This window comes from Celeribacter baekdonensis (assembly GCF_003047105.1).
In the GTDB taxonomy this organism is placed as follows: Bacteria; Pseudomonadota; Alphaproteobacteria; order Rhodobacterales; family Rhodobacteraceae; genus Celeribacter; species Celeribacter baekdonensis_B.
In genome coordinates, this window is the sequence record NZ_CP028475.1 from 3,432,397 (window position 1) to 3,458,335 (window position 25,939).

At 58.4% G+C, this 25,939-nt stretch carries 23 protein-coding genes and 2 pseudogenes; 15 read left to right on the forward strand and 10 right to left on the reverse strand.

Translation table 11 applies throughout. The features are described from left to right. Positions 1-37: 37 nt before the first annotated feature. On the reverse strand, positions 38-604 hold the full coding sequence (locus tag DA792_RS20535) for a hypothetical protein (RefSeq protein ID WP_107722434.1): 567 nt from the start codon (positions 602-604) through the stop codon (positions 38-40). Positions 605-800: 196 nt separating this feature from the next. On the opposite strand from DA792_RS20535, the gene DA792_RS20540 reads away from it, so the two are divergent. The 3 genes from DA792_RS20540 (at position 801) to DA792_RS20550 (ending at position 2,243) form a co-directional block, all read left to right on the forward strand. Next, positions 801-1,199 (forward strand): hypothetical protein, encoded by a 399-nt coding sequence (locus tag DA792_RS20540; protein ID WP_107722435.1) that lies wholly within the window; start codon positions 801-803, stop codon positions 1,197-1,199. A gap of 130 nt (positions 1,200-1,329) precedes the next feature. Continuing rightward, positions 1,330-1,596, forward strand: coding sequence for a hypothetical protein (locus DA792_RS20545; RefSeq protein WP_107722436.1), 267 nt, complete (start codon positions 1,330-1,332; stop codon positions 1,594-1,596). Positions 1,597-1,607: 11 nt separating this feature from the next. Further along, positions 1,608-2,243: a DUF1523 family protein gene (locus tag DA792_RS20550; RefSeq protein WP_107722437.1), complete on the forward strand. Its 636-nt coding sequence runs from the start codon at positions 1,608-1,610 to the stop codon at positions 2,241-2,243. 50 nt (positions 2,244-2,293) lie between these two features. On the opposite strand, the gene DA792_RS20555 is transcribed toward DA792_RS20550, so the two are convergent. The 3 genes from DA792_RS20555 to DA792_RS20565 form a co-directional block, all read right to left on the reverse strand. Then, the gene (locus DA792_RS20555) at positions 2,294-4,639 is read right to left on the reverse strand and encodes an aldehyde dehydrogenase family protein (protein ID WP_107722438.1); all 2,346 of its coding nucleotides are present in this window, start codon (positions 4,637-4,639) and stop codon (positions 2,294-2,296) included. 24 nt (positions 4,640-4,663) lie between these two features. After that, a complete protein-coding gene (deoC, locus tag DA792_RS20560) occupies positions 4,664-5,677 on the reverse strand; it encodes a deoxyribose-phosphate aldolase (protein WP_199908102.1) in 1,014 nt (337 codons plus the stop codon). Between the two features lie 70 nt (positions 5,678-5,747). Further along, the gene (locus DA792_RS20565) at positions 5,748-6,620 is read right to left on the reverse strand and encodes a helix-turn-helix domain-containing protein (protein ID WP_107722439.1); all 873 of its coding nucleotides are present in this window, start codon (positions 6,618-6,620) and stop codon (positions 5,748-5,750) included. A 178-nt stretch (positions 6,621-6,798) separates the two neighbouring features. Between DA792_RS20565 and rpe the strand changes: the two genes are divergently transcribed. Then, a complete protein-coding gene (gene rpe / locus DA792_RS20570; RefSeq protein WP_107722440.1) occupies positions 6,799-7,497 on the forward strand; it encodes a ribulose-phosphate 3-epimerase in 699 nt (232 codons plus the stop codon). A gap of 15 nt (positions 7,498-7,512) precedes the next feature. On the opposite strand, the gene DA792_RS20575 is transcribed toward rpe, so the two are convergent. The 3 genes from DA792_RS20575 to DA792_RS20585 are packed head-to-tail and all read right to left on the reverse strand — an operon-like array spanning position 7,513 to position 11,704. After that, positions 7,513-8,436, reverse strand: a complete 924-nt coding sequence (locus DA792_RS20575; protein WP_107722441.1) for a hypothetical protein — start codon at positions 8,434-8,436, stop codon at positions 7,513-7,515. Beyond that, a complete protein-coding gene (locus DA792_RS20580; protein ID WP_254679332.1) occupies positions 8,433-10,661 on the reverse strand; it encodes a glycosyltransferase family 2 protein in 2,229 nt (742 codons plus the stop codon). The genes DA792_RS20575 and DA792_RS20580 overlap by 4 nt, the downstream gene beginning before the upstream one ends. A gap of 26 nt (positions 10,662-10,687) precedes the next feature. Further along, on the reverse strand, positions 10,688-11,704 hold the full coding sequence (locus tag DA792_RS20585) for a glycosyltransferase family 2 protein (RefSeq protein ID WP_107722443.1): 1,017 nt from the start codon (positions 11,702-11,704) through the stop codon (positions 10,688-10,690). Positions 11,705-12,073: 369 nt separating this feature from the next. Between DA792_RS20585 and DA792_RS20590 the strand changes: the two genes are divergently transcribed. Next, entirely contained in the window at positions 12,074-13,927 is a 1,854-nt protein-coding gene (locus tag DA792_RS20590) for a sulfotransferase family 2 domain-containing protein (protein ID WP_107722444.1), read from the forward strand. Positions 13,928-13,963: 36 nt separating this feature from the next. On the opposite strand, the gene DA792_RS20595 is transcribed toward DA792_RS20590, so the two are convergent. After that, a complete protein-coding gene (locus DA792_RS20595) occupies positions 13,964-15,040 on the reverse strand; it encodes an AbrB family transcriptional regulator (protein ID WP_254679333.1) in 1,077 nt (358 codons plus the stop codon). Between the two features lie 227 nt (positions 15,041-15,267). On the opposite strand from DA792_RS20595, the gene phnC reads away from it, so the two are divergent. The 5 genes and pseudogenes from phnC (at position 15,268) to DA792_RS20620 (ending at position 20,031) form a co-directional block, all read left to right on the forward strand. Further along, positions 15,268-16,092 (forward strand): phosphonate ABC transporter ATP-binding protein, encoded by an 825-nt coding sequence (gene phnC / locus DA792_RS20600; RefSeq protein ID WP_107722445.1) that lies wholly within the window; start codon positions 15,268-15,270, stop codon positions 16,090-16,092. Between the two features lie 63 nt (positions 16,093-16,155). Next, entirely contained in the window at positions 16,156-17,061 is a 906-nt protein-coding gene (gene phnD, locus DA792_RS20605; RefSeq protein ID WP_107722446.1) for a phosphonate ABC transporter substrate-binding protein, read from the forward strand. A gap of 63 nt (positions 17,062-17,124) precedes the next feature. Then, positions 17,125-17,999: pseudogene (gene phnE, locus DA792_RS20610) on the forward strand (phosphonate ABC transporter, permease protein PhnE). Then, positions 17,996-19,324, forward strand: a complete 1,329-nt coding sequence (gene phnE, locus DA792_RS20615; RefSeq protein WP_107722447.1) for a phosphonate ABC transporter, permease protein PhnE — start codon at positions 17,996-17,998, stop codon at positions 19,322-19,324. The pseudogene phnE (DA792_RS20610) and the gene phnE (DA792_RS20615) overlap by 4 nt, the downstream one beginning before the upstream one ends. Before the next feature lie 92 nt (positions 19,325-19,416). Then, on the forward strand, positions 19,417-20,031 hold the full coding sequence (locus tag DA792_RS20620) for a chloramphenicol acetyltransferase (RefSeq protein ID WP_107722448.1): 615 nt from the start codon (positions 19,417-19,419) through the stop codon (positions 20,029-20,031). A 32-nt stretch (positions 20,032-20,063) separates the two neighbouring features. Here DA792_RS20620 and DA792_RS20625 read toward each other — a convergent pair whose 3' ends face one another. Together DA792_RS20625 and phnF are read right to left on the reverse strand one after the other, a co-directional pair. Further along, positions 20,064-21,242 (reverse strand): alpha-D-ribose 1-methylphosphonate 5-triphosphate diphosphatase, encoded by a 1,179-nt coding sequence (locus tag DA792_RS20625; protein ID WP_107722449.1) that lies wholly within the window; start codon positions 21,240-21,242, stop codon positions 20,064-20,066. An 81-nt stretch (positions 21,243-21,323) separates the two neighbouring features. After that, positions 21,324-22,034 carry a phosphonate metabolism transcriptional regulator PhnF gene (gene phnF / locus DA792_RS20630; RefSeq protein WP_107722450.1) on the reverse strand — a complete coding sequence of 237 codons (711 nt, stop codon included), beginning with the start codon at positions 22,032-22,034 and terminating at the stop codon, positions 21,324-21,326. Positions 22,035-22,145: 111 nt separating this feature from the next. Between phnF and phnG the strand changes: the two genes are divergently transcribed. From phnG to phnK, 5 genes and pseudogenes are all read left to right on the forward strand, one after another. Next, positions 22,146-22,625, forward strand: a complete 480-nt coding sequence (gene phnG / locus DA792_RS20635) for a phosphonate C-P lyase system protein PhnG (protein ID WP_107722451.1) — start codon at positions 22,146-22,148, stop codon at positions 22,623-22,625. Then, on the forward strand, positions 22,625-23,206 hold the full coding sequence (gene phnH / locus DA792_RS20640; protein WP_107722452.1) for a phosphonate C-P lyase system protein PhnH: 582 nt from the start codon (positions 22,625-22,627) through the stop codon (positions 23,204-23,206). Before phnG ends, phnH begins: the two co-directional genes overlap by 1 nt. Continuing rightward, on the forward strand, positions 23,206-24,294 hold the full coding sequence (locus DA792_RS20645) for a carbon-phosphorus lyase complex subunit PhnI (RefSeq protein ID WP_107722453.1): 1,089 nt from the start codon (positions 23,206-23,208) through the stop codon (positions 24,292-24,294). Before phnH ends, DA792_RS20645 begins: the two co-directional genes overlap by 1 nt. Beyond that, entirely contained in the window at positions 24,291-25,157 is an 867-nt protein-coding gene (locus DA792_RS20650) for an alpha-D-ribose 1-methylphosphonate 5-phosphate C-P-lyase PhnJ (RefSeq protein WP_107722454.1), read from the forward strand. Before DA792_RS20645 ends, DA792_RS20650 begins: the two co-directional genes overlap by 4 nt. A gap of 8 nt (positions 25,158-25,165) precedes the next feature. Next, a pseudogene (gene phnK / locus DA792_RS20655) lies at positions 25,166-25,935 on the forward strand (phosphonate C-P lyase system protein PhnK). The last annotated feature ends 4 nt before the right edge of the window (positions 25,936-25,939 follow it).

Genomic DNA, 25,939 nt, shown 5'->3' on the forward strand with positions numbered 1-25,939 from the left:
TCTCCCGCCTCACCTCAATGTCTCGGGGGCCTCTGTGTTAGTAGCCGAACCGGCCAAGCTCGCGGAAATTGATCTGTTCGAGCATCGGAACGATCACATCTTGCGCGCCGCCTTCGACCTGAACCAAAACGCGACCCTCGATCAGCGCCGATAAGGTGCCATCCTGATCGACGAATTTTTCGCGCCCCACTCGGGTGGTTTTCAGGCCCATCGCCCCAGCGTTTTGCAACATCCCGCCCATCATCCCGATCATCGGGCTATCGACCACAATGGTCATGGTGAACCGCTCGCCCTCCGCATTGGAATACCGTTTCGCCGCGGCCGTTCCGCCGCCCATCATGGCATAGCCAGCGACCGTGTCAGCGTCATCCTCTACGGTCCAGCCGTCGGGCGCGGCGGGGAAAAAGTCGGACAGCGCGCCGGATTGCATTTCTTTGAGCAATTGTTTGGCGTAGTCGAGCTCTTCGAGCGCATAGGTGACATCGCCGTCGCCATAGGCCTTAAGCGCACTTTCAAGCGTGTCTGTGACCTCGTCGGCAAAAGCGCCGGTGGCCATGGTGGTGAGCAAGGCCGTGGTCGTGAGTATTCTCGTGAAACGGTACATGATTGGTCCCTCCTACAAACTATGTATAAAGCTAAGCGTCTCCATTGACTTCTGGCAAGGGGGAAGAATAAGGCGCAGGCGTCAGCTATGAGGTTCAGGCACCGCAGGCGTCCATTCTTTGTTTGGGACTGTCGGGTTAGGCTTATGGATTGGTCCATGGTGCAATGCGCGAGAGGATGCGCGAGAGGAGAAACAGATGGAGCATTTTGGCGAGAGTGGCGGTTTTTTTGTCGCTGTGGTGCTTCCTGTGGTGCTGATCGGTGCGGCGGCACTGGCGATTCCTTTTGTGGTGACGCCGAAAGGGACGCGCTCGCAACGGCGCTTGGTGCTGTCGGTTCTGCTCAGCGCTCTCTTTTTATTTGGGCTAAGTGGCGCGCTGTTTGCGGTGCTCTATCAGGCCGAGGGCAAACCGCTTTGGCAGGTTTTGTCAGAGCATCCGCAACAGGTGGTCGCCTTTTTGGCCCGCCGCGCCGGGCTTGCCATCCTTGTTTGGGGGCCTTTGATGCTTTTGGCTTGGCTCAGTCTCGCGCGCCGGATCGAACGGATTAAGGCCGAGGAGGGGATGCGTTTGCCCGCCCAGGACGACGTACCGTAACGGCACGCGCCTTGCCGGCAGAGGATCAAAGCCCCTCGCGCTTTTGCCCGAAGCCCGTTAAACAGAGCCTTGAATAGGGGCTGCACGGCACTGTGCCGGATTGGCGCGTTCTCGGACAGGAGAGACAAATATGGTTGGTTTCCTGCGTTTCTTGGTGATCGGTCTCGTGCTTTTGAGCCTGCTTTACGGCCTTTTGACCATCTATGTCCGCTCGCTGACCCGCGAAAGATTAGAGGACGAATGGGCGCAGGAGGGTTCCATTGGCGACAGGGACGCTTATGTGGAGGAGGGGATCAAAGAGTATGAACGCTCGTTCCGGCCAAAGCTTTTGTTGCTCGTCTATATCCTACCGCTGATTGCCTTTTGTGTGATCTTCTACGTGACCAATTTTATGTAAGGACGGCCCCGATGCGCTACGTCAAATGGACCCTGATCGCTCTGATCGTTTTGCTGGTGGGGGGCTTTCTACATTACACCCTGCCGCAGCATGACATCGTGCGGATTGTGAACACCTATGAGGAGCGTCAGGATATTTCCGGCTGGACCTCGATGTTCTGGCAAGCGCCGGACAATGGCTCGACCACGACGCAAAACCGCGATGTGCAATTCATTCAGGCGGTGCGCCCGAATGGCAAATCCATTGTGTATCGCAATGAGGACACCGGCTGGGGCTGGCCGCCCTATTTCAAATTCGACACGGCGAACCTTTACACCGAAGCCAATGACGCGATTTCCAATAAGGACAACCCGGAATGGGTCTCTGTGACCCATTATGGCTGGCGGTCCGAGGTCTTGTCGCTGTTCCCCAATGCGATGGGGATCAAGCCGGTGTCTGGCCCTGACGCAACCATCGTGCCATGGGTCAACATCATCATCCTGACGTTCCTTGCCGTGGTGCTGTTGTTGATCTGGCGGATGCTGGCGCAGTTCCGCGAGCGCACGATTGATCCGCTGGTCGAGGATGTCGAAGACGCGTGGGATGCAATGGATGAGAAAAAGGACAATGCCGTCGATAAGGTCAAAGGCTGGTTCAAGAAACGCTAAAGAAAAAGGGGCCATCTGGCCCCTTTTTCATGTCTCGTTTTCATGTTGCGTTATTCGCCGTAAGGCACCCAAATCGTTTTGATGTCAGTCGCCTGTGCCAACCAATCGCGTGCCGCATAGGTCCGTGTTTGACCAAAGTTGACCCACGTGCGTTTGAGGTTCCCGGCACTTTCCAATTCGATCGTTTTGGAAATATCCGCAGAGGAAAACGACCACACCGCCTCAATATCCATGTGACCCGCCATCGGTTTCGCCAACTCGCTATGCGATCCGGTGAGAATGTTGACCACGCCCGCAGGCACATCCGAAGTGTCGAGCACCTGATAAAAATCGGTCGCGGCCAGTGGATAGGCCTCTGACGCGACCGCGACCACACGGTTGCCCATGGCGATGGCCGGGGCGATGACGTCGATCAACCCGCCCAAAGGCCGGTCATCACAAAACGCCCCAATCACACCCACGGCCTCGTTCATCGCCAAGGCCACGCCGCGCATCGGCACGGGTTTGGCCGCCCCGTCGAGCTTATCGGCCCAAGCGGCAAAGGTGAACAATGTGTCGATGGCCTGCGCCACTTCTTCTTTGGCTTTTGTCTCAGGTGTGCTGGTCAACTCGCGAATGCGCTGGGCGAATTCATCCGCCCGTGCGGATAGGTTTTCCCCAATGAAATAGAGCACTTGGGCGCGGCTGTGCGCCGTGGCTTTGGTCCAGCCTTTCGCCCCCTGCGCCGCTTCCACCGCGTTGCGGATGTCTTTGCGCGAGGCCAGCGAGGCATGACCCAAAAGCGTGCCTTTGGGCGCATAGACCGCTTGCGAATAGCCACTGTCAGGCCGCGCCTGTTTGCCACCGATGTAGAGTTTTGCGGTGCGATCAAGGCCCAGAACCTCCACCGTGTCGGGTTTCATATGGGGCATCGCGGGCTTCACGGCACTGAGCTTGCCCTTGGGTTTGGTGTAGGCCATCAGGCCCTCCCAACCGCCCTCGCGGCCAAACCCGCTTTCGCGCACACCGCCAAATCCAGCGGCCGCATCGAACATGTTCGACCCGTTGACCCAGACCACGCCTGCAACCAGTTTAGGCGCAATATCAAGCGCCAGATTGATGTTCTCGGACCACACCGAGGCGGCCAGACCAAAGCGGGTGTTGTTGGCGACCTGCACCGCCTCTTCGGGCGTGCGGAAGGTCGTGGACACCAACACCGGACCAAAGATTTCCTCCTGCATCAGCTTGGCTGAGGGGTGCAATCCCGTGATCAAGGTCGGCGGGTAATAACAGCCCTCGGGCGCGGGGCAGGGTTGATGGACCGTGCCCTCCATGCCGCCCTGAGCGATCAGTGTTTCGATCCGCTCCAACTGTTTCGGATCGACAATGGCACCAACGTCGATGCATTTGTCCAACGGGTTGCCGATGCGCAGTTTTGACATCCGTGCGATCAGGCGGGCGTGGAAATCCTCGGCAATGCCCTCTTGCACCAAAAGCCGCGAACCTGCGCAACAGACCTGCCCTTGGTTAAAGAAAATCGCGTCGACCAGCCCTTCGATGGCGCTGTCGATGTCGGCATCTTCAAAGACGATATAGGGGGATTTTCCGCCCAGCTCCAAGGTCAGCGATTTGCCCGATCCGGCGGTGACTTGACGGATGCGACGTCCGACGGCGGTCGACCCGGTAAAAGCGATTTTGTCGATGCCGGGATGCGTGACGATCATTTCGCCCACGGCCCCGTCGCCGGTCACAATATTGACCACGCCTTTCGGCACACCGGCCTCTTGGCAGATCTGCGCAAACAAAAGCGCGGTGAGCGAGGTGTATTCAGCCGGTTTCAACACCACCGTGTTGCCCATGGCAATCGCGGGTGCGACTTTCCACGCCAGCATCAACAGCGGGAAGTTCCACGGGATGATCTGACCGCACACGCCAAGCGCTTCGCGTCCCGGCATTTCCTCATCCATCACCTGCGCCATGCCCGCATGATAATAGAAATGCCGCGCCACCAAAGCCACGTCGATGTCCCGGCTTTCGCGGATCGGTTTGCCGTTGTCCAGCGTTTCCAATACCGCAAAGAGCCGCGCGTGTTTTTGCACCAAACGCGCGAGGGCATAAAGCACCTTGGCGCGGGCTTTGCCGCCGCGCTTTTCCCATTTGGCTTGGGCTTTGCGCGCCGCCGTCACGGCCATGTCCACCTCGCCCAAAGAGGCTTGGCTCAGATGCGCAAGCACCTCGCCCGTCGCCGGGTTTTTCGCCAAAAACACCTCGCCGGGCGCGGTTGCAGGCGCGGTCATTTTGCCATCAATGAAATGGCCAAACCGATCGCCGCCATCCACCAGCCACGCCAAAGCCTCCGCCGCCGATTCCGGCGCTGCGCCATAGTCCATGGTCTCGAAAATCTCTTTTACGGTCATTTTTTTGATCCTTCTCGCGGGCGCTTAACCAATGGCATGGCGGTAGCCCGCCGAATAGTGACCCGTCACATGATGTTCCAACTGGCGCTCAATGTCGCCCAAAAGCGAGGAGGCGCCAAAGCGGAACAGATGCGGCGAGAGCCAATGATTGCCCAGCTCTTCTTTGATCAAGGACAGGTAGACCAAAGCGTCTTTGGCCTTGGAAATCCCGCCCGCCGGTTTGTAGCCGACGCGGTAGCCGGTGCGGGCGTGGTAATCGCGGATCGCGCGGATCATCACGAGGGAGACGGGCAGGGTGGCGTTGACGCTTTCCTTGCCGGTTGAGGTTTTGATGAAATCGGCCCCGGCCATCATGCAGACCTGAGATGCGCGCGCGACATTGCGCAGCGATCCCAACTCGCCAGTGGCCAAAATCGCTTTGACATGGGCCTCGCCACAGGTGGCGCGAAACTCGCGCATTTCATCATAGAGCGCCTGCCAATTCCCGGTCAAAACATGGCGACGCGAAATCACGATGTCGATCTCTTTTGCCCCGGCCTTGACGCTTTCCTCGATCTCTTTGACCCGCAAATGATAGGGCGATAGGCCCGCCGGAAAGCCGGTGGAGACGGCGGCGACCGGGATGCCGGTGCCGTCCAGGGCCTTGACCGCCGTGTCGACCATTTCGTGATACACGCAAACCGCGCCGGTGGTCACGGGGCCCATGCCAAGCGCGTCCAGAATATCCGCGCGCACCGGGTGGGCGGCCTTGGCGCAAAGCCGTTTGACCCGTCCGGGCGTGTCATCGCCCGCCAAGGTGGTCAGGTCGATCATGGTGATCGCTTTCAAAAGCCACGCCGCTTGGTGATCTTTTTTGACAGAGCGCCGCCCGGGCAGGGTGGCACACCGCCGTTCAATCGCCGACGTGTTGGCCTGAACGCCCCGGATCACATCCAGATCCAGTGCCATGCCCGGATTGCGCGGTTCATGAATTTGCGGCAGATGCGTGCCTGAGGTGGCCACATTGGTGTCAGCTTTGGTCATTTCGGGTGTGCCCATGGAAAGCTCCGTCCTTGCTTCCCCGCAAGCTGGCATGTGCGGAGGGATTTGGCAATCATTGACCAGTTGGTCAAATGGGCTGAGCAATGCCTTTTTGGTGTTTCACCCGATATTGCCGCGGCGTCATACCAAAACGCAGGCGAAACAGCCGATGAAAATGGCTCATGTTTTGGATGCCGATTTCCTCAGAAATCTCAGAGAGCGAATCCGGCGTGCCGCGCAATTGCCGAGCAGCATAATCCATGCGCAGCCCATTGACGAAGTCCGAAGGTGTCATCCCCAAAGAGGCCTGCATCGTGCGCGCGACATGGGCGTGGGCTTTGCCACATTGCGCCACCAGCCCGGAAGCGCCATCACGAAACACCTCTGGTTTCTCCGCCGCGATCATGGCCTCATTGAGCCAAACCGGCAGGGCGACGCTTTGGTCCCGCGCTTCACTGGCCAGTTCTGCGATCAAAGGCAAAAGAAAGGCTTCGAGGTAGAGCGTCGTGCGTGGGGCGGCGTCCAGCGCCTTGGCCGCAGCCGAAAGGCGCGACAAATGCCGCATGTCGCGGTGGATCACAATCGGGGCGGCACCGGGGCCGGGAAACACCTGTGCAACCTCTGGAAAGCGCTGCATGAGATCTTTGATCCGGCGCTTTCGCAAGATGACATTGACGATATGGCTTTCCTCGCCGACCCCTTGCAGCCCGTGCGGATGACCCGGCGCCAAAAATACGATGTCACCTTCGTTCAGCGCAAGACGGGACTCTTGGGTCACCACGCGGGCGCGACCGTTGTGCAACCAAAACAACTCGTAAAAATCTTGATTGTGGAGCGCTTTTGGGCGGGTGCGCGCGAGAACCGAGCGGGAAAAATGAAATTCCTCGCCCTTGGCTAAAATGTCCTTGGCCCAAATGTCTTTGGTCGCGGTTTCGATCGGGATCAGTTTCGCTGTCGTCATGTCCAAGATCTAACACAAGACCGTCTTTGAACCGCATGAAATTCAGCTACGTCATCAAAATTTCGCGATGCGATCGTGGTTTTGCTGCATTCGCGAGCATGGCGCTCTTCGGGTGACAGCGCGGCCTAAACCGGGTAAGGGCACGGTCAAGCATAGACCACCCTGAGGAATCGCCCTGATGACCGACACTGTTTTCGACCGTTCCGTGAAAATTGCCCCCTCCATTCTCGCCGCTGATTTCGCCAATTTTGGCCGTGAAATCGAAGCGGTTGAGGCCGAGGGTGCCGATTGGATTCATGTCGATGTGATGGATGGGCATTTCGTCCCGAACCTGACCTTTGGGCCGGCGATGTGCAAAGCGATCCGTCCGCATATCAAGACCGTGATGGACGTGCATTTGATGATCTCTCCGGTTGACCCCTATATCGACGCGTTCGCCGAGGCGGGCGCTGACATCATCACCGCCCATGTCGAGGCTGGTCCGCACATTCACCGCACGTTGCAAGCCATCCGGGGGGCAGGCGCAAAGGCTGGTCTGGCGCTCAATCCCGGTACGCCGGTTGAGGTGGTTGATTACCTTTTGGACATGGTCGATCTGGTGTGCGTGATGACGGTGAATCCGGGTTTTGGCGGACAGAAATTCATCCACTCTCAAGTTGAAAAAGTGCGCAAACTGCGCGCGATGATTGGCGATCGGCCGATCCACATCGAGATTGATGGCGGCATTGATCCGACCACCGCGCCTCTGATGGTTGCGGCGGGCGCAGATGCGCTTGTGGCCGGGTCTGCGGTGTTCAAAGGCGGCTCGGTGAGCAATCCCGCGCCCTACGGCGACAACATCCGCGCCATCCGCGCTGCTGCCGTCAAAGCGCTCTAAGCCCAGAGGCCGCCGCTACCCTGCCATAGATGCGGGCGCAATGAATGTGATGTCATCGCGGGCGGACAGCGCCGCGATGTCGTCTTCGTAGTGTTGTGTGACCGTGTCGATCACGTTTGCATCCCAGCCCGGCAAATCACAGGGTTCATCAAGCGCGTCTTCTTTGCCGTATTTGTCCAAGAACGCCAAAACCGTGCGCTCATATTGGGCGTCGGTTTCGGGCGGATGTCCGGCCAAAAACACCTGAAGCCGTTTGAGCCCCTCCGGTTGGATCAGATCGCGCAGGGCGGCGAAGCCGCCGCGCAATGTCGCGTCTTTTGGCAATCCTGCGATCTGACGCATCACCCGCGGCCAGATCAGCGGCGTGTCCTCTTCGCACCACAGCGTCAAGGGCACGTTGGGCAGGGCGCTGCGCAGCGCATCCACCGTGTCACACCAGCGCAGGGTTTCCGGCTGGACGTTGCGCAAAAACGCGTTCGTGGCCCCGCGTGCCTTGCCTGAATCCTGCGCGCTTTGCACGAAAGCCGCCGGGTTGCGCAGGGCCATGCTCAGGCGCAGATCGGAGCTTTCAAACAGCTCGGCAATCGGGGCAACCCGTGTGCCGATGTCCGGGTACAGCCGATCCGAATGAAGCGCCTCGGCCAGGGGCGAGGCCCAATTGGCATCGGCCATAATCACGGCCTTGGCCGTGTTGCCCTGAAGAATGTCGTCCAAAAGTTCGATTTCTTCGGTCTCAATCGGTGGCAAGCCGTCCAAGCGCTCCAAAAGCCCGGTCATCGCCTGCCGATAGAGACGCGCGGGCGGCGTGCGAATGCCGCGTTCGGCAAAGCCTTGCGAGTTCTGCCGCAGACTCTCCACGATCCGGGTGGTTCCGGCAAAATGGACGCCAATATGCAAATGAACCCGCCTGCGCGCGGCGGTTTGATCGGTCTCGGTCAATGCACCGTCTCCCCTTTGTCCACGGTGAAAAAGAAATCCTCACTGGGGTCTTTGGCGACGATCTCGTCGGGGACGGTTTGCGGCCCGTTGAGAAAGACATTCGCGCCAAAATGCCGATGCATCCGGGCCAGTTTTTCCATCCGCCAGCCGGTCAGCTCTTGGTAAAACGCCGCGTAGTTTTCGGTGGCGCGCAACGCGTCGATTTTCTCGCGGTGGGCTTTGACACAGGCCTCGTGCTGGGCGCGGATGTCAGGGTCGGCCATCAGGCGGTCAAACTCCGCCTGCACCCGCGGGATCATCCGCTGAATCGAGGTTTCTTGTTCGTAATTGTTGTTCATGCGGAACCAATAGGCCAGCCCTTGGTCGCGATCCACATGGTTCACCCGACCCCGATCGCGTTTGACCAAAAAGCTTTCGGCCGAGCGCACGGCATAGTGGTTGAGCTGCACCACGTCATAGCCATAGGTCGAGGCATTGGAACGCCACGCATTGCGAAACTCGTTTTTCGGCATCGGCTTGGCCGAGCCATTGTACCACCGGATTTTGTCCCAGATTTGCGGTTTAAGCCCCTTGGGCCGGTGCACGCCAAGTTTTTTGAACAGGCCGACGTTTTTAAACAGGGTTTTAAAGCCCCAAGCCTGATGCGGTTTGTTGGCAAATTCGGGTGCGCAGCGGTCAAACTGTGCCAATAAAAAGGCATCCTCATACTCATGCACATCGGCATTGCCAAACAGCCGCCAAGTGCAGGAAATCAGGTTGGCATCGGGCACCACGTCAAACAGCGCGCTCATCGTGCCATCCCCGACTTTGATGTTGATGAACTCATCCACATCCATCGAAATCGCCCAATCCGCGCCCATCACCACCTCTTCGCTTTCGGCACTTTGCAAGGCGTGGTGTTGTGGTTTCAGCCCGGTGTCGTGGAACTTATTGTCACGGTGTTGGACATATCCCTTGTCCTGTAACAGCTCTAAAAACGTGTCGGTGCCATCGGTGCAATCATTGGTGTAGACCAAAAATCCCTCGACCCCGATGGCGCGGTGATAGGCGATCCATTCCAAAATGAACGGGCCTTCGTTTTTCATACAGGTGACAATCGCCACCGAATTGTCGCCGCGCGGCGGTTTGGCGACTTTCTCTTCAGGCATCAAAATCGGCTTGTGCCCCCATTCCGAGGCGGCCATGTCGATGAGCGGTTGCGCATGAATGAGCGAGGCTTTGGGCACGATCCGCGATACGGTGGGCGCGAGGTGGCGCAGCGCCATGTAGCGGTAAAAGCCGTAGCGCGTCGTTGGCTCGACCCCGCCCACCCGGACCAGGCGAAACACCGCCCCCTCGGGCAGTTTGGCTGGGGCCACACACCACCGCCCCCGCCGCTTTTTCTCATCAAACTGGACGCAGACGTGATCGGCAAACTGCACGGTGTCATCGTCGCGCACGCGCCACGGATAACATTGCTGGCCGATCAGTTGCACGACACCATGTTCGGCCTCTTGCGCCAGATCGAACACTGACCCTTCAGGGGCGGGCGGGATCAGGTCATAGACCTCGATATTGGCCACGGCGCGGGCCTGATGCAAATACAGATGGCGCAGGATCTCATAGATCAGAACATCCGCCAACGGCGCGCTCCATGGATCGGCATCAGGCACCTCCATCCGGTCTTTGCCGGGCGCACCGGGGGTGACATAGGGGTGGGTCTCAGAAGGCAGGTCAGGATGACCCAGCGGCACATCACAATGCACCAAAACCACCGCCATATCGGCACTCAGCGTGGTCAGACCCTTGGCCAAGGCCTCGGCAAACCCATCCTCCGTGCCCGGAGCAGCACGGTCCAAAATCACCGCACCATTCATGCCCTGATGCACCGCGTGGTAGCGCAGCCATTCCAGAACCACATCCGCAGGCTCGCCATTGCGCGTGGCCAACGCCACGTTGCGCCCGGCCATATGGTCAGGCTCTGTGGCCATTGGGGTGATCTCGCACAGCGTCCCTTGGAAATAGGCACGAATGCCCTCGGGTGGCACGGTTCCGGTGATCCAAGGCGCATCGCCCACGGATTTCAGCTCGGCATCCAGCAACAGGTTCTGCGCCACCGCCTCGCTCATCTGAGTGCTGCGGCTGAAAAACAATTCCGCCTTGCCGCTCTCAAGCCCAATAGCGGCCAAAAGCGTGGCAGGGCCAAGCGTGCTATGCGTCAGGGTGCGTGTGATGAGGTGGGTCATGGGGGGGAGGGTGCTCATGCCTTGGATCAGGCCTCTGGTGTCAGGGCTTTGAGACGCGCCAAATGCGCGGCCAATTGCGTTGGGCCGGGCGGGTTGGAGCCGCCCATGAGGGTCAGTTGCCACATCAGTTCCACCACCTCGCGCTGCGACAGTAAGGCTTTGAGCCGCGCGCGGTGGGCGTCAACACAGGCCTGATGCAGCGGTTCAAAGTCGGCCATTTCGGCGCGCACAGCATGGGCCGCAGGCCGCATGGCGGCGATGCGTGTGTCTGAGGTGATGTTAAAATTCCGTTCCGCCCAATAGCCCGCGCCAATCGGCTTTTGCATATGGTTGGGCAGGCCGCGCGCGGATTTCAGCACGAATTCTTCGATCGAGCGCACGGAGTAATGATTGAGCCAAGCACGCTCTTTTTCATGCGCCACGCCGAACAGGTTGATCCGGGCTTGGGCGGCGGAAAACGAGGCGGGCAGGGCGGCACCACTGGCGGAGACCCAATTGGGAAGCGCGGCGTCTTTGCGGTTTTTCGGACGATGCACGCCCAAGTCACGAAAGGCTTTGGGGCGGTGCAGCGTCTTGAAAAAATGCGCGAGGGGCAAGGAGATACCATCGGGGGCGGCCATGGTGAAGCGCTCGGGCACCGGCACGTCATCCCATGTGCCAAAGCCGCTGTTGCCAAACAAATGCCAACGCAACGGCATTGCGTCGGCTGTCTCGGGCATCAATTCCGCGACAGCTCCCGCGTCTTGCATCACCAGATATTCATCGACATCAAAAAACAGTGCCAAATCGGCGTTTTGATAGCGTTTGTGTTTGGACAGGAGTTTCATCGCCTGCCATTGCACCGATTTCTCGCCCTTGGGCACAAAAGGCACATGGGTGATGAGACCCGCCGCGTCCAAGGCATCAAGCATCTGATCACTGCCATCGGTACAGTCATGTGAGGCGATGAGGAAATGAGTGAACCCGGCGGCTTTATGATGGGAAAGCCAGTCCAGAAGCCATGGCCCCTCGTCGCGCAGACATGTAATCGCGAGTGTGTTCAACCTTAACCTACCCGTACCTGCGGCGCATAGGCCGCGCGTGACTCATGTGCGCTCAGTCATTCGACACTGCGTCAATGTCACTGTGCCAGATGCCTGTCAAACGTCAGGCGTTTCTGCCCTGTTTTTCTTGCCTTTGTGGTCTCATATGGTCCCGGCCAAGTCAAGCGCGCCCCGCCAAAGGTCTTGGGTCCGTGTCGATCCGACCCCCTGTGTCGCGCTCAGATGAGGCATTTGTGTAGAAATGGGTTGCAGTGGTGCGGCGGTGCCGCAGTTGTTTCTCTATTCGAAACAATTCTGTTTTCAACTGTATTTTAGGATGCTTCTGCGATATGCACCACAGTCGATAGTCTTTTGCTCTGGAAGGGAAAAATGGCACAGTTACCAGTGATCGGTGCGTTGTGGATGGAAGGTCCGCTGAGTTACCTCGAACAGCTTTGTCTGAAATCCTTTGTCGATGCAGGGCATAAGGTCGTTCTGTATCATTATGGCCCGCTTGAAAATGTCCCCGAGGGGATCGAGCTTGGCGATGCCAACGAATTCCTGCCGCAGACGAATTTCCTGCAACATGAGCGCACCGGCTCGCCCGCGCTGCATTCCGATCTCTTCCGCTATAAAATGTTGGAAAAAAGCGACAATGTGATCTGGGCCGACACCGATGCCTATTGCATGCGCCCATTTGAGACCGAGACCGGACATTATTTTGGCTGGGAAAGCGAAAAACACATCAACGGCGGTGTGCTGGGTCTGCCGAAAGACAGCGATGCGTTGAAGGCGCTGTTGGAGTTCACCTCCGACGAGTTTTCGATCCCGAGCTATTATGGCGAGAAATACCAAGCCGAGTTGGAACAGAAAAAGGCCGAAGGCACGCCGGTCCACGCCTCGGAACAGCCGTGGGGCGTCTGGGGGCCACATGCGGTCAGCCATTTCTTGCACCAAACCGGTGAGGAAAAATACGCCTTCCCGCAGGAGGTGCTCTATCCGTTCACCTTCAAAGATCGCCGGATCATGTTGAAACGTGACGTCGATGTGTCGCCCTATGTCACTGACAAAACCACCTCCGTGCACCTTTATGGCCGCCGGATGCGGATGCGCTTGATCGAAAAGGAGGGCGGTGCACCGCACCCGAAATCTTTCCTCGCGTCGCTGTTGCGCAAACATGACATTGACCCGGCCAAAGCGCCGATCATGACCCGTCATAAACCGCAGGTCGATGAAAGTGCCGCCAAAGATGAAAAGGCGAAACCCGCCGAACCCGCACAGGGTTTGGTGATTGGTGATCCGGCCTTCATGGCGCGGATCGGGCTAGAGGCGCTCAAAGGCGACAAATCTTTTGGTCAAGTTGCCAAAGAGTTCAAAGTCGATAACAAACTGGTTCGCGCTTGCCGTGACCGCATTCGCGACCATGCCAGCGACCTGTTCGTTCCGGTCGACGTGGGCGGTGTTTCCGCCTCCGATCTGATGGCGAATTACATCCACCGCCGGCATTTCCTGCAAACTGCGAACCTATCGGCCTTTACCCCGCCGGGGTCGAAGTTTTTGTTCATGAAAACCTCAAAAGCGGCCTGTTCGACGGTGATGGCCACCTTGATCCGACAAATGGCACGGGCGCGGGGGGACGAGGAAAACGGCGTGATGGAAACGCTTAATTCGGTCCATTCCCCGCCCGCCAATCTGGTGATGAGCGGTTTGAAGGCCTTGAATGAACAGATGATTATGGACGCTTTGGCGGACCCGGATGTGTTCAAATTCACCGTGATCCGCGACCCGATCAGTCGCACGGTCTCAGCCTGGGCCGATAAGATCGACGGCAATGAGAAAGAAAAAGGTCGCCTGATGCGCTATCTTGGGCGCGATGAGGACAGCACGATCACCCTCAAACAATTCATCGCGCTTTTGGCCGAGGATGAGGGCGCACGGGATCTGGACCGTCATTGGCGGCTTCAACGCAAAGAAACCAGTTATGATTTGATCGACTATGATTACATCGGGCTGGTGGAAGAGATGGATGCGGCGATGGAGAAAATTGTGGGCACCTGTTTTGGTGCAGAAGCTGCGGGGGAGATCGTCGACACCCGTCGCACCCTTGGTCACAAAACCAAATCCTCTGAGCTGATTGAAACGCTGTCTGCGAAGGATTTGAAAAACCTCGAAAAGGCCTTTGGACCGGATTTTGAAATGTACGAAGAGGTCAAAGCCCGGCTGAGCCAATCCGCCGCCGCCTAAGCCGCACCTCGTGAAACCAACAAAACGGATCGGGGATCAATACCCGATCCGTTTTGCGATTTTGGTCAAGAGTGTTGGGGCCACAGCCACAATGATCACGATCCGCACAAGGTGATGGATCGAGATATAGGCGACCTCTGCGTGCATCGCCAAAGCCACCAAAGACATTTCGGTCAAGCCCCCCGGCGCATAGGCCAAAAGCACCTGTTCCACGGTTTGCCCAAATAGGTTGTGAAACACCATCGCCACGGCCAGCGACAGTGCCATCATCAAAAGCGTGCCACCGAAGGTGAGCAACAGCGTTTCGGCCACAAGCCGCCCGCCCGCGCCTTTGAACCGCGCGCCCATCGACGCGCCAAGGATCACCTGTGCTGCCACGATGATCAACGCTGGCGGCGAGGAATGGGTCAGCCCGGAGATATGCGCGGCCGCTGACAACAGAAGCGGCCCCAAAAGTCCGGGCGCAGGCAGGCGGAGTTTGCCGCCAATCCACGCGCCCAAAACGGCACAGCCGATCAGGATCAGCGCGCTCAGGACCGTCATCGAGGTGGCCGGGTCCGCAGCCAAGGACACGCCGCGCACCTCATAGCCTAAAATCACCCGGAACCACAGCGCGATGATCGAAATCGACACCACGATCCGTCCGGCATGGGCCAGAATAATCCGCTTTTCATCGCCCCCAAGCGCGCCGCCAATCACCGTCATTTCATTGAGGCCACCGGGCATGGCGGAGAAAAACGCGGTGATCGGATCAAGCCGACCGACCTTGATATAAAACGGCACCACAAGCGCCGCAGCCATGGCCAGATAGACCGCAAGCCCGGCCAAAGAGAGGCCCCAGCGCGCCAGATGGTGAAAGGTCTCGGGGGTGAAACTTGATCCCAACATGACGCCGATCACCGGGATCACGATCGGACGCAAGGCGTTTGGTGCCTCAAGTGGCGCGCCCGCCATCACGCAGGCAAAAATCACCAACATCGGTCCAAGCATCCACGGCAAAGGCAAATGCGCCAGATAAAATCCGGTGCCCCCCGCCGCACCAAGGCACAGCGTCAGCACGATCAGGGCAAGACGTTTGGGGGCGACGTGTGGGAGGGACGGACGTTGGGGCACGGGGTGATCTGATCTCTTTATTCGTTGGGTGCACAATACTGTGCTCATCGCATGGAGCAAGGCAGCCTGCGGGTTTTTTGCGCACATGGCGTCTGCGCGGGGTGCGAGGTTTAGCACGATGAGAGCAAAGGCGAAGACAATGCCGCTGTCACAAATCTTTTTCGAGAGCGTCACAAAGCGGTTTCAGACTCTGTGCTTTATCCCCGCAACGAGATGAGGGGATCAGAATGCTCGAAGTTAAAGGTCTGACAAAGCGGTTTGGGGGCAACCTTGCCGTGGACAACGTCAGCTTTCGCGTGGACCGTCCGATGATGATCGGCATCATTGGCCGTTCTGGTGCGGGCAAATCGACCTTTTTGCGGATGATCAATCGTTTGACCTCGGCTTCCGAGGGCGTGCTGTCCTTTGAGGGGCGCAATGTGTTGGAGCTTTCAGGCAAGGCCAAGCGGGACTGGCAATCGACCTGCGCGATGATCTTTCAACAATTCAACCTTGTGCCGCGCATGGATGTGGTTTCGAACGTGTTGCATGGCACGTTGGGTCGCCGCTCGACCTTGGCGACGATGTTCAACCTCTATCCCGCAAGCGACATCCACCAAGCCATCGACATTCTCGACCGCCTTGGCATCGCCCAACATGCCGAGAAACGTGCCGAGGCACTGTCTGGCGGGCAACAACAACGGGTCGCGATTGCACGGGCTTTGATGCAAGATCCGAAAGTGATCTTGGCTGATGAACCGATCGCATCGCTTGACCCGATGAATGCGCAAACCGTCATGGAAGCACTCAGACGCATCCACGACGAAGACGGCCGCATGGTCATCGCCAATCTGCACACGCTCGACACGGCGCGGCGCTATTGCGACCGCATCATCGGCATGCGCGACGGGCGTATGGTGTTTGACGGCACCCCTGCACAGCTCACAACCGGTGTGGCGCGCGACATTTATGGCGCGGGCGCGGATTTTTCCGAGGCCGCCACATCGACCGAAATTCGCGATCACCACGACATTGAAGCGGCTGAAATCCGCAATGCCGAAGTCGCGATCTAACCGCTTTCATCCCGGCGCGCCTTTCACCGAACCTTGGGCGGGCCATACAACCTGGAGAGACAGATGAAACACCTGCTTGCTGCTGTTCTTGCGACCACCGCCCTTGTTGGCGCGGCGCATGCCCAAGAGATCAAAGAATTCAACATTGGCCTTTTGGGTGGCGAAAATGCCCAAGACCGTTTGAATTCCAACGAGTGCCTGCGCGCCTATGCCGAAGAGGCTCTTGGCGTTCCGGTCAAACTTTTTGCTCCGGCTGACTACAACGGCGTGATGCAGGGCCTTTTGGGCGGCACGCTCGACATGGCTTGGCTCGGTGCGTCGTCCTATGCGGGCATTTACATCCAAGACCCTGAGGCTGTTGAGCCGGTGCTGATCAAAATCAACATGGATGGCACCTACGGCTACCACTCCATCGGTTTCGCACGCAAAGAGTCCGGCATCACCTCGTTGGCGGATATGAAGGGCAAAACCTTTGGCTTTGGTGATCCGAACTCCACCTCCGGCTACCTGATCCCGTCGATCGAAATCCCGCAAGCGGGCGACGGCATCACCATGGAGTCCGGCGACTATTTTGGTGAAGTTAAATTCACCGGCGGTCACGAGCAAACCATCGTTGCGGTCAACAATGGCGACATCGACGCTGGCGTGTCCTGGGCTGACGGCCAAGGCGCATGGGAAGACGGGTTCAACTCCGGTGCGTTCCGTAAAGCTGTGGACGCAGGTCTGATTGACATGAACAATCTGGTTGAAATCTGGCGCTCCAAACCGATCCCTGAGGGTCCGGTTGTGCTGCGCAAAACCCTGCCGGATGATGTCAAGGCGACCATGACCGCATTGGTCGAAAACATGATCAACACCGATGCAGATTGTACCTACGGCATGGCCGCAGGCGAAACTCTGGGTTTTCAGCCGATCACCCATGCGGCCTATGAATCCATCGTCGCCGCACGTCTGTCGAAAGCCAACTAAGATCATTTGATCTGACCAAGACCCCGCGCTTTGGTGCGGGGTCTTTTTACAAGGACCTCCCACATGGCCGATCTCTCCGCTGCGCCTTTGGACGCGACGCGCGCTCATTATCTTGCGCTGACCCGTCAACGCCGCCTCTATGGCGGGATCATGCTTTTGGTCTTTGTCCTACTGATGGCCTCCGGCTTTGGCATAGCCAATGACCGCAATGCCGGTGGGTTTTTGCCCGGTCTGCCACATATTTTCGATTTTCCTGCCGAGGTCATCTCTGAGGCCTGGACCAAACGCGCCAACCTGTCGGATCATTTGAAAAACGCCCTTCCGGCGCTGGTCGAGACCATCAACATTGCCGCTGTTGCGACGCTGTTTGGCGCATTCTTTGCCATCCTCTTGTCGATGCTGGCAACGCGGGGCCTTGCGCCTTGGCCGCGTCTGATCCCGGTGTTTCGTCGGATCATGGATCTGATGCGCGCCGTGCCGGAGATTGTCATCGCGCTTGTGCTGATTTTTGTTTTGGGGGGCGGGCCGGTGCCCGCAGCCATCGCGATTGCCTTTCACACCGTCGGGGCGCTGGGCAAGCTGTTCTCCGAGGTCAATGAAAACGCCGATCAAAAGCCGCTTGAAGGCCTTGCCTCCGTTGGAGCGATCTGGCCGCAGCGCATGCTTTTGGGGCTGATCCCGCAGGTTGCGCCGAACTGGTTTTCCTACGCCCTTCTGCGCTTTGAAATCAACATCCGCGCCTCCGCGATCCTTGGCTTTGTCGGCGCGGGCGGCATTGGTTACGAGCTTAAAAACGCGATTTCTTGGGGCAGGGCAAGTTTGACGAGGCCGCTGCCGTGTTTATCCTTTTGTTCCTGACCATCGTGTTTTTTGACCAACTCTCGTCTTATGTGCGCAACCGCCTGACCTACGGATCTGACAAAGGAGCTGGCAAATGAGCTTTGTGTCCCCCTCTGTTGATCCCAAACATATGCACAATCGCGCCGCCGCGATGATCGCTCGCAAACGGCTTTTGACCTTTGTTGCGCCGTTTTTTGTCTTGGGCTATTTCGTTTATATTTTCTTCGCCTTCGACATTATGGGACTGGCGGAACGCGCGCGTCTAGACAATGCCGTGACGCTTGTCTCGGACACCTACAGCTACAAAACCGTGGTCGAGCGCAACAATCGCACAGGCGTGATCGAGGTCGCGGTCGAGGGTGAGCGCAAAGGCACCTATGACGCCAGCAACTATCCCGGTTGGGTCAATGTCGGCGATGATACGGCTGTGATCAGCCTCGATGATGGCGGCACGATCGACATTCTCGGCGATGTTGTGCGCTATAACGTGCCGGGGTTTGGCCTCATTGAGGCGACGCAAAACCGCACAGATGGCGTGATGCTCAATCTCGACACCACGGATTTGCCGGACTGGATTTCCTATTCCAAAACCCGCGTGACCATCACCACCGACGCGGCGCGGCTGTCCTTGACCAAAGCCCGCACCGAGGTCTTTGTCTATGACTTTGGCTGGGAGCTGTTTTGGGTCACATTGGACAGCCCCTATTCGGGTCACTCGTTGATGGAGGTCCTCACCGGGCCGCAACTCGACCCGACCCGCCCGAACATCGCAGGCGCATGGCATGATTTTTGGAACAACGCCATTTGGCGTCATGGCGAGACCGCTTGGGCGCTGTTCGAAACCATCCTGATGGCCTTTCTCGGGACCTTTGGCGCGGCGATCATCGCACTGCCTCTGGCCTTCATGGCGGCCAATAACTTTGCGCCCTTCATCGCTGTTCGGCTATTGGCGCGACGGTTGTTTGACTTTCTGCGCGGGGTTGATGGGTTGATCTGGACCATCTTACTGTCGCGTGCTTTTGGCCCCGGACCGATGACCGGCGCTTTGGCGATGTTGTTCACCGACACCGGGTCTTTCGGCAAACTGTTTTCCGAAGCCTTGGAGAACGTCGACAGCAAACAGATCGAAGGCATCGCCTCCACAGGTGCCAAACCGATGCAGCGCTACCGTTTCGGCGTGATCCCGCAAATCGTCCCCGTGCTCTTGTCACAAGTGCTCTATTTCCTCGAATCGAACACCCGCTCGGCCACCATCATCGGTGCGATCACCGGCGGCGGCATCGGGCTTTTGCTGACACAGGCCATGATCACCCAAAAGGATTGGGAAGAGGTCACTTATTACATCATTCTCATTGTCTTGATGGTGATGGGGATGGACACGGTCTCAAGTTGGCTGCGCCGCAAATTGATCAAAGGTGACTGAGTATTTGATCTGCAATGAAGACAGGTCTTGCGCTGTATACTTTGATCTCAATACTTCCGCCGGAGGCATCCGCAGTTTCAAAGAGGGACATCATGCCAAAACTCAGCGCGACGGCCCCCTTTCTCCATGACGGAGCCGAGGTGACACGCTCGACCTTTGGTGCCTATTGCGAGGTCGGTAAAGGGGCGCGGGTGTTGAATTCCGAATTCATGGATTACGCCTATTGCGACCAATATGCCGACATTGCCAACACCACTTTGGGCAAATTTGCCAACATTGCCGCCTTCACCCGGATCGGGCCGACCGATCATCCGTATCAAAACGCATCGCTTCATCATTTCCTCTACCGCTCCTCCTATTATTGGGAGGATGCCGAGGATGATCCCGCGTTTTTCGCCGCGCGTTCTGCCCGCCGCTCCAGCATCGGCCACGACACGTGGATCGGTCACGGCGCGATCATCAAACCGGAGGTGACCATCGGCAATGGGGCCATCGTGGCCTCGGGCGCTGTGGTGACCAAAGATGTCGCGCCCTATATGATCGTCGCGGGCGTGCCCGCCGTGCCGTTGCGTGCACGCTACCCGGACGGGATTGCCGAGCGGATGGAGGCCTTGGCGTGGTGGGATTGGAGCCATTTGGTGTTGAAGCATGCCCTTGCCGATTTTCGGGCACTGCCTGCCGAGGCCTTTCTGGAGAAATACGAATAGGCAGTCGGGGGGAGGCGGACAGGCGTGCGGATCTATTCCGCCGCCATCCGCACATCCCGACCAGAGCGCGCCAAGCGTTCTCCGATCCGCCCTGACATATAGGCGATGCGACCGTTTGAGATCGTCGCCTCGATCTCGCGGGTGTCTTCATCGACAACCACCAAATCGGCGCGTTTTCCAAAGTCGAGAGCGCCGCGATCAGACAGCCCCATGATCTCGGCAGGTTTGGTTGAAATCATCGCCCAGGCGTCAGGCAATGTCTTCACATCCTTGTCCACCAAGGTCCAAGCCGCCGCCGCCAATGCGGGGTAGTGATAATCCGACACCAGCGCGTCACACAGGCCGCGTTCGATCAGGCGTTGCGCCGAAATATTGCCGGATTGCGACCCGCCACGTGCCACGTTAGGCGCCCCCATCAGCACCGGATCATTCATCGCCTTGGCCGCCGCCGCCGCCTTTTCCGAGGTTGGGAATTCGGCAACATGCGCCCCCAAAAGTCGAAACTCTTCGCGGGTTTCGGCGTCGGGGTCGTCGTGGCTACCATAGGTGACGCCGAGCACATCAAAGGCCTCGGCCAGCGCGCAGAGGTGACGCGGCACTTCGGATTTGCGATCCTTGGCCTCGCGCAGAACCTTGATAAACTCTTCCGAACTGCGGCCGCTGCGTTTGGCCCATGTCGCAAATTCCATTGGGTCTTTCTTGGCGACGTCAATCGCTTCGGGTAAGTGATTGTTGAAAATGACGTAATCGACGCCAAAACGGCGGATCGCGGCCAAAAGCCGATCACGGCTGTCGACCATATGGGTTTCACAGCGGATTTGCAGACGAATATCTATCAGTGCGCTGGGAGCAAAGGCTTGCAAGGCCCCCAACAAATCTTCGGCATAGTCTGGCCCGCGCAATCCGCCCTCCCAGCTCCAACATTGAGCAAACCACGCCGTCGTCACCCCATGCGCCGCCGCATCTCGCGCGGCAGAGGACAGACCAGAGCGGATTGGAAACGGCGCGCGCGGACGCGGTGCGATGTGGCGCTCAAACGCATCGCCATGCAAATCAATGATCCCCGGAAGAATCAGATAGCCCGACAAATCGACCTCGGGAAAAGCCCCGCGCGAAATTCGGCCCTGTTCGACACAGAGCGAGCGGCGTTGCAATGCGCCGTCACGAAGAAGGGTTGCGCCCGTAAAGCGCAGCGGGGGAAGGATCGCCATAATTCACACCTGCCACTTGAGACGTTTCTCATAATTTGGGAACGAATACAGGGGCAATGTATCGCCTGCGTGACGTTTAGATCAGTCCGGTGTGACAGTCAGTGTGACCCGGTCGCCGGCAAACCACGTCAAACCGCGCTCCACCGGCGTGCCGTCGAGCGTGGTGTTCAAACTGACCGTGTGCAACAGCGGATCACCCTCACGCAGGCCCAAATGCAGCGCTTGCGTGGTGGTGGTGCGTTCGGCGGTGACACGGGTTTCGGCCCGCAAATAATCTTCGATCCCAACGGCTCTGAGCCCCTCGGTCACCGAGGTGGTTTGGGTCAAGTGGGCGTCGAGGCCCGCAAGCCGGGTGATCGGGAAAATCGAAATGAAATGGGCGACGGGCGCGTCGCTTGATAGAGATAAGCCTTCGTAAATCAAAACGTTTTCACCGGGGGAGAGCGCCAAAATCCCGGCCTCTGTGACATCACAGGGGCGGGTTTCCAGACGCAGCACGCGGCGGTTGGGCAGTCGCCCCGTGGCGCGGATGTTTTGGTGGAATCGCACCCGTTTACCCAGCGGATAGTCGACCGGCGCGCTTTGCACAAACACCCCGGCACCACGTCTTGAGCGCACGATGCCGCGCTCGCCCAGATCGGATAGGGCGTGACGCACCGTATGGCGATTGACGCCAAACCGGGCGGACAATTCCGCCTCGGTCGGCAATTTGTCCCCCGGCTTATAGTGGCCCCGCGCGATCTCTACGCTCAGGGTTTCGGCGATGGATTTCCACACGGGCGTCCGAGGCATAGGGGGTCTCCGTCACAATAATTTCACGAATTAGGGCTTGCCGAATGGAGGCGGATCAGGGATGATTTGTCTAGTTGTATAGAAAAGCAGACAAATCCGCAAGGTGTCTAGATGAACAAAATGACCCCCAGCCCCAGCTTTGACGAGACGCCCGACCAGGCGGCGCGCAAGGCTTGGATGAGTGTATTGGCAAAGTCCAAATCCGAAGATCTGAATGCGGCTATCACGTCATACGGCGCGCTTCCGGGGTTTGACTGGTTGCGTCGTCCCGAAATCGGCGGCGTGATGGTGCGTGGTCGTATGGGCGGCACAGGCACGGCCTTTAATCTGGGCGAAATGACCGCCACGCGTTGCTCGCTGCGCCTTGAAAGTGGTGAGGTCGGCCATGCCTATGTGCAAGGTCGCGACACACGACATGCCGAACAGGCGGCCATTGTGGATGCGCTGATGCAGGGGCCGAATGCGGCTTTGGTGCAGGCGACGGTGTTGGGGCCACTCACCGAAATGCTTGCCGCGCGACAGATCACGCGGGCCGAAAAAGCAGCCGCCACAAAGGTGGATTTCTTTACGATGGTGCGGGGAGAAGATTGATGGATATGCAAAGCCTCTCTGGCGGATTTACCAACCCGCCACAGGACTCGTCACGCGCTTTTCGCGCTGCCCTTGAAACGCTGGCCCGGCCCGGAACTATCCATGACATTTCGGGTGCCAAAGCGCCCGCCCCGGTGTCCGAGGCGGCAGCGACGCTGATCCTCACGCTCTGTGACCCGGAAACGCCGCTCTATCTGGCCGGGGCGCATGACACGCCGGAGATGCGCGACTGGGTGGCCTTTCACATTGGCGCGCCGATTGTCGGCCCCGAGCGCGCGATGTTTGCGCTTGGCACGTGGGAGGCGCTTTCGCCGATCACAGTCTATCCCATTGGTACGCCGGAATATCCAGATCGTTCCACCACGGTGATCGTGGAGATGGAGGCGGTGACCCAAGACGGGATGCGTTTGAGCGGGCCGGGGATCAAAGACAGTGCGCTGTTGGGCCTGCCGGATCTTGCGCCGTTCCAAATGAATGCCGGATTATTTCCGCTGGGGCTTGATTTCTATTTCACCGCCGGAACCCGGCTTGCGGGTCTGCCGCGCACGACCAGAGTGTCCGACCTGATGGAGGCGAACTGATGTATGTGGCTGTCAAAGGCGGCGAGCGGGCGATTGACAATGCCCATGCTTGGCTGGCCGAGGAGCGCCGGGGTGACACCTCGGTTTCGGAGCTGTCGGTGGCGCAAATTCGCGAACAATTGGCGCTGGCGGTCAACCGGGTGATGACCGAAGGCTCGCTCTATGATCCCGATCTGGCCGCGCTTGCGATCAAACAATCTCGGGGTGATTTGATCGAGGCGATTTTCCTCATTCGCGCCTACCGCACCACCTTGCCGCGCATTGGTCATTCGCGTCCGGTCGAAACCGAAACCATGCTGTGTGATCGCCGGGTTTCCGCGACGTTCAAAGATGTGCCCGGCGGGCAGGTGCTTGGGCCGACCTTCGATTACACCCACCGTTTGTTGGATTTCAAACTGGCGGCGGATGGTGAAACGATGGCGGCACAGATGGCCGCGCCGCGACTGGAACCCACGCCACATGTGACCGAGTTTCTCAACAAAGAGGGGTTGATCCAGACCGAGACACGCACGGAGGATACGCCGCCGGATTTGACCCGCGAGCCGATGGAACTGCCCGCCAACCGCGCGCTGCGGCTTCAGGCCCTGGCGCGGGGCGACGAAGGGTTCGTGCTCTCCATGGCCTATTCGACCCAGCGCGGTTACGGCAACAGCCACGCTTTTGTTGGCGAATTGCGGATTGGCAAGGTTGCGGTCGAACTGGACATTCCCGAGCTTGGCTTTGCCATTGAGATCGGTGAGATCGAGTTGACAGAATGCGAAACGGTGAACAAATTCGCGGGCTCAAAGGTCGAGCCGCCGCAATTCACCCGCGGTTATGGCCTGACCTTTGGTCAAACCGAACGCAAAGCAATTTCCATGGCTCTGGTTGATCGCGCCCTGCGTTCGAAAGAGCTTGGCGTCGAGATGTCGAACTCCCCCGCGCATGACGAAGAATTCGTGCTGTATCATTGTGATAACATTCAGGCGACCGGATTCCTGGAGCATATCAAATTACCACACTATGTGGACTTCCAGTCCGAGATGGAACTGGTCCGAAAAATGCGCGCAGAAATCTTTGCGGCCCAGCATAAGGAGGCGGCAGAATGAGCGACTATAATTTCGCCTATTTGGATGAACAAACCAAACGGATGATCCGCCGCGCGATCCTCAAAGGCATTGCGATCCCTGGCTATCAGGTGCCGTTTGCCTCTCGCGAAATGCCGATGCCTTATGGCTGGGGCACCGGTGGGGTACAGGTCACGGCGGCCTGTTTGATCCCGGAGGATACGTTGAAAGTCATCGACCAAGGTGCCGACGACACCACCAACGCTGTGTCGATCCGCAAGTTCTTTGAAAAGACCGCCGAGATTGCTGTGACCGAGAAAACAGGCGAGGCCTCGGTGATCCAAACCCGTCACCGCATCCCCGAGGAGCCTTTGGGCGAGGGGCAGATTTTGGTTTACCAAGTGCCGATCCCGGAACCTTTGCGGTTCTTGGAGCCGCGCGAGACCGAAACGCGCAAAATGCACGCGCTTGAGGAATACGGCCTGATGCATGTGAAATTGTATGAAGATATTGCGCGCCACGGCCATATCGCCACCTCCTATGCCTATCCGGTCAAGGTTGAAGGGCGCTATGTGATGGACCCGTCGCCGATCCCGAAATTCGACAATCCGAAAATGGATATGGCGGCGATCCAACTGTTTGGGGCCGGACGCGAACAACGCATCTATGCCGTGCCGCCCTACACCAAAGTCGTCTCGCTGGATTTTGAAGATCACCCGTTTGACCCCTCCAAAGCCGATCACGCCTGTGATCTGTGCGGTGCGGAGCACACGTATTTGGATGAGGTGATCATTGATGATGACGGCGGGCGGATGTTTGTGTGTTCTGACACTGATTATTGCGCCGGACGGCAGGCGACAGGCCACCGTGGGCGTCTCAGCCCGACCGAGGAGGCCGCCCAATGAGCGCGCAAATCACCCCGCTATTGTCCGTCAAAGACATCCACAAAACCTATGGCGGGCGCATCGGCTGTACCGATGTGTCATTTGATCTTTATCCCGGCGAAGTCATGGGAATTGTCGGAGAATCCGGGTCCGGCAAATCGACACTGTTGAATTGTCTCGCCGGTCACATCCCGACCGACAGCGGTCAGGTTTTGTTTGACACCCGAGATCGCGGGCTGATCGACACGCTGACCATGTCCGAACCGGAACGCCGGATGCTGGCGCGCACCGATTGGGCTTTCGTGCATCAACATGCCCGTGATGGCTTACGCATGTCTGTGTCCGCAGGCGGCAATGTTGGCGAGCGGTTGATGGCCGTCGGTGCGCGTCACTACGGTGATATTCGGGCGCAGGCCGTCGATTGGTTGGGCCGGGTCGAAATTGATGAGGACCGGATGGATGACCGCCCCTCGGCCTTTTCCGGCGGGATGCAACAGCGGTTGCAAATCGCCCGCAATCTGGTCACGGGCCCGCGCCTTGTGTTTATGGACGAACCGACGGGGGGTTGGATGTCTCCGTCCAGGCGCGTCTGTTGGATTTGTTGCGCGGATTGGTGCGCGAAATGGGCCTGTCTGCGATTATCGTCACCCATGATCTTGCGGTGGTGCGGCTTTTGGCCGACCGTCTGATGGTGATGAAATCAGGACATGTGGTGGAAACCGGTTTGACGGATCAGGTTTTAGACGATCCGCAACACGCCTACACGCAACTGCTCGTGTCCTCCGTGCTTCAGGTTTGACACC

Excerpts from the sequence above, each read along its gene's own strand:
- DA792_RS20650 (WP_107722454.1), top strand. The coding sequence starts at position 24,291 with ATGAGCGACTATAATTTCGCCTATTTGGATGAACAAACCAAACGGATG.
- phnG (WP_107722451.1), top strand. The coding sequence starts at position 22,146 with ATGAACAAAATGACCCCCAGCCCCAGCTTTGACGAGACGCCCGACCAG.
- DA792_RS20590 (WP_107722444.1), top strand. The coding sequence starts at position 12,074 with ATGGCACAGTTACCAGTGATCGGTGCGTTGTGGATGGAAGGTCCGCTG.
- phnD (WP_107722446.1), top strand. The coding sequence starts at position 16,156 with ATGAAACACCTGCTTGCTGCTGTTCTTGCGACCACCGCCCTTGTTGGC.
- deoC (WP_199908102.1), bottom strand. The coding sequence starts at position 5,677 with ATGGGCACACCCGAAATGACCAAAGCTGACACCAATGTGGCCACCTCA.
- DA792_RS20550 (WP_107722437.1), top strand. The coding sequence starts at position 1,608 with ATGCGCTACGTCAAATGGACCCTGATCGCTCTGATCGTTTTGCTGGTG.
- DA792_RS20565 (WP_107722439.1), bottom strand. The coding sequence starts at position 6,620 with ATGACGACAGCGAAACTGATCCCGATCGAAACCGCGACCAAAGACATT.
- DA792_RS20580 (WP_254679332.1), bottom strand. The coding sequence starts at position 10,661 with ATGACCCACCTCATCACACGCACCCTGACGCATAGCACGCTTGGCCCT.
- rpe (WP_107722440.1), top strand. The coding sequence starts at position 6,799 with ATGACCGACACTGTTTTCGACCGTTCCGTGAAAATTGCCCCCTCCATT.
- DA792_RS20535 (WP_107722434.1), bottom strand. The coding sequence starts at position 604 with ATGTACCGTTTCACGAGAATACTCACGACCACGGCCTTGCTCACCACC.
- phnF (WP_107722450.1), bottom strand. The coding sequence starts at position 22,034 with ATGCCTCGGACGCCCGTGTGGAAATCCATCGCCGAAACCCTGAGCGTA.
- DA792_RS20620 (WP_107722448.1), top strand. The coding sequence starts at position 19,417 with ATGCCAAAACTCAGCGCGACGGCCCCCTTTCTCCATGACGGAGCCGAG.
- DA792_RS20545 (WP_107722436.1), top strand. The coding sequence starts at position 1,330 with ATGGTTGGTTTCCTGCGTTTCTTGGTGATCGGTCTCGTGCTTTTGAGC.
- DA792_RS20555 (WP_107722438.1), bottom strand. The coding sequence starts at position 4,639 with ATGACCGTAAAAGAGATTTTCGAGACCATGGACTATGGCGCAGCGCCG.
- phnH (WP_107722452.1), top strand. The coding sequence starts at position 22,625 with ATGGATATGCAAAGCCTCTCTGGCGGATTTACCAACCCGCCACAGGAC.
- DA792_RS20540 (WP_107722435.1), top strand. The coding sequence starts at position 801 with ATGGAGCATTTTGGCGAGAGTGGCGGTTTTTTTGTCGCTGTGGTGCTT.
- DA792_RS20625 (WP_107722449.1), bottom strand. The coding sequence starts at position 21,242 with ATGGCGATCCTTCCCCCGCTGCGCTTTACGGGCGCAACCCTTCTTCGT.
- DA792_RS20645 (WP_107722453.1), top strand. The coding sequence starts at position 23,206 with ATGTATGTGGCTGTCAAAGGCGGCGAGCGGGCGATTGACAATGCCCAT.
- phnE (WP_107722447.1), top strand. The coding sequence starts at position 17,996 with ATGAGCTTTGTGTCCCCCTCTGTTGATCCCAAACATATGCACAATCGC.
- phnC (WP_107722445.1), top strand. The coding sequence starts at position 15,268 with ATGCTCGAAGTTAAAGGTCTGACAAAGCGGTTTGGGGGCAACCTTGCC.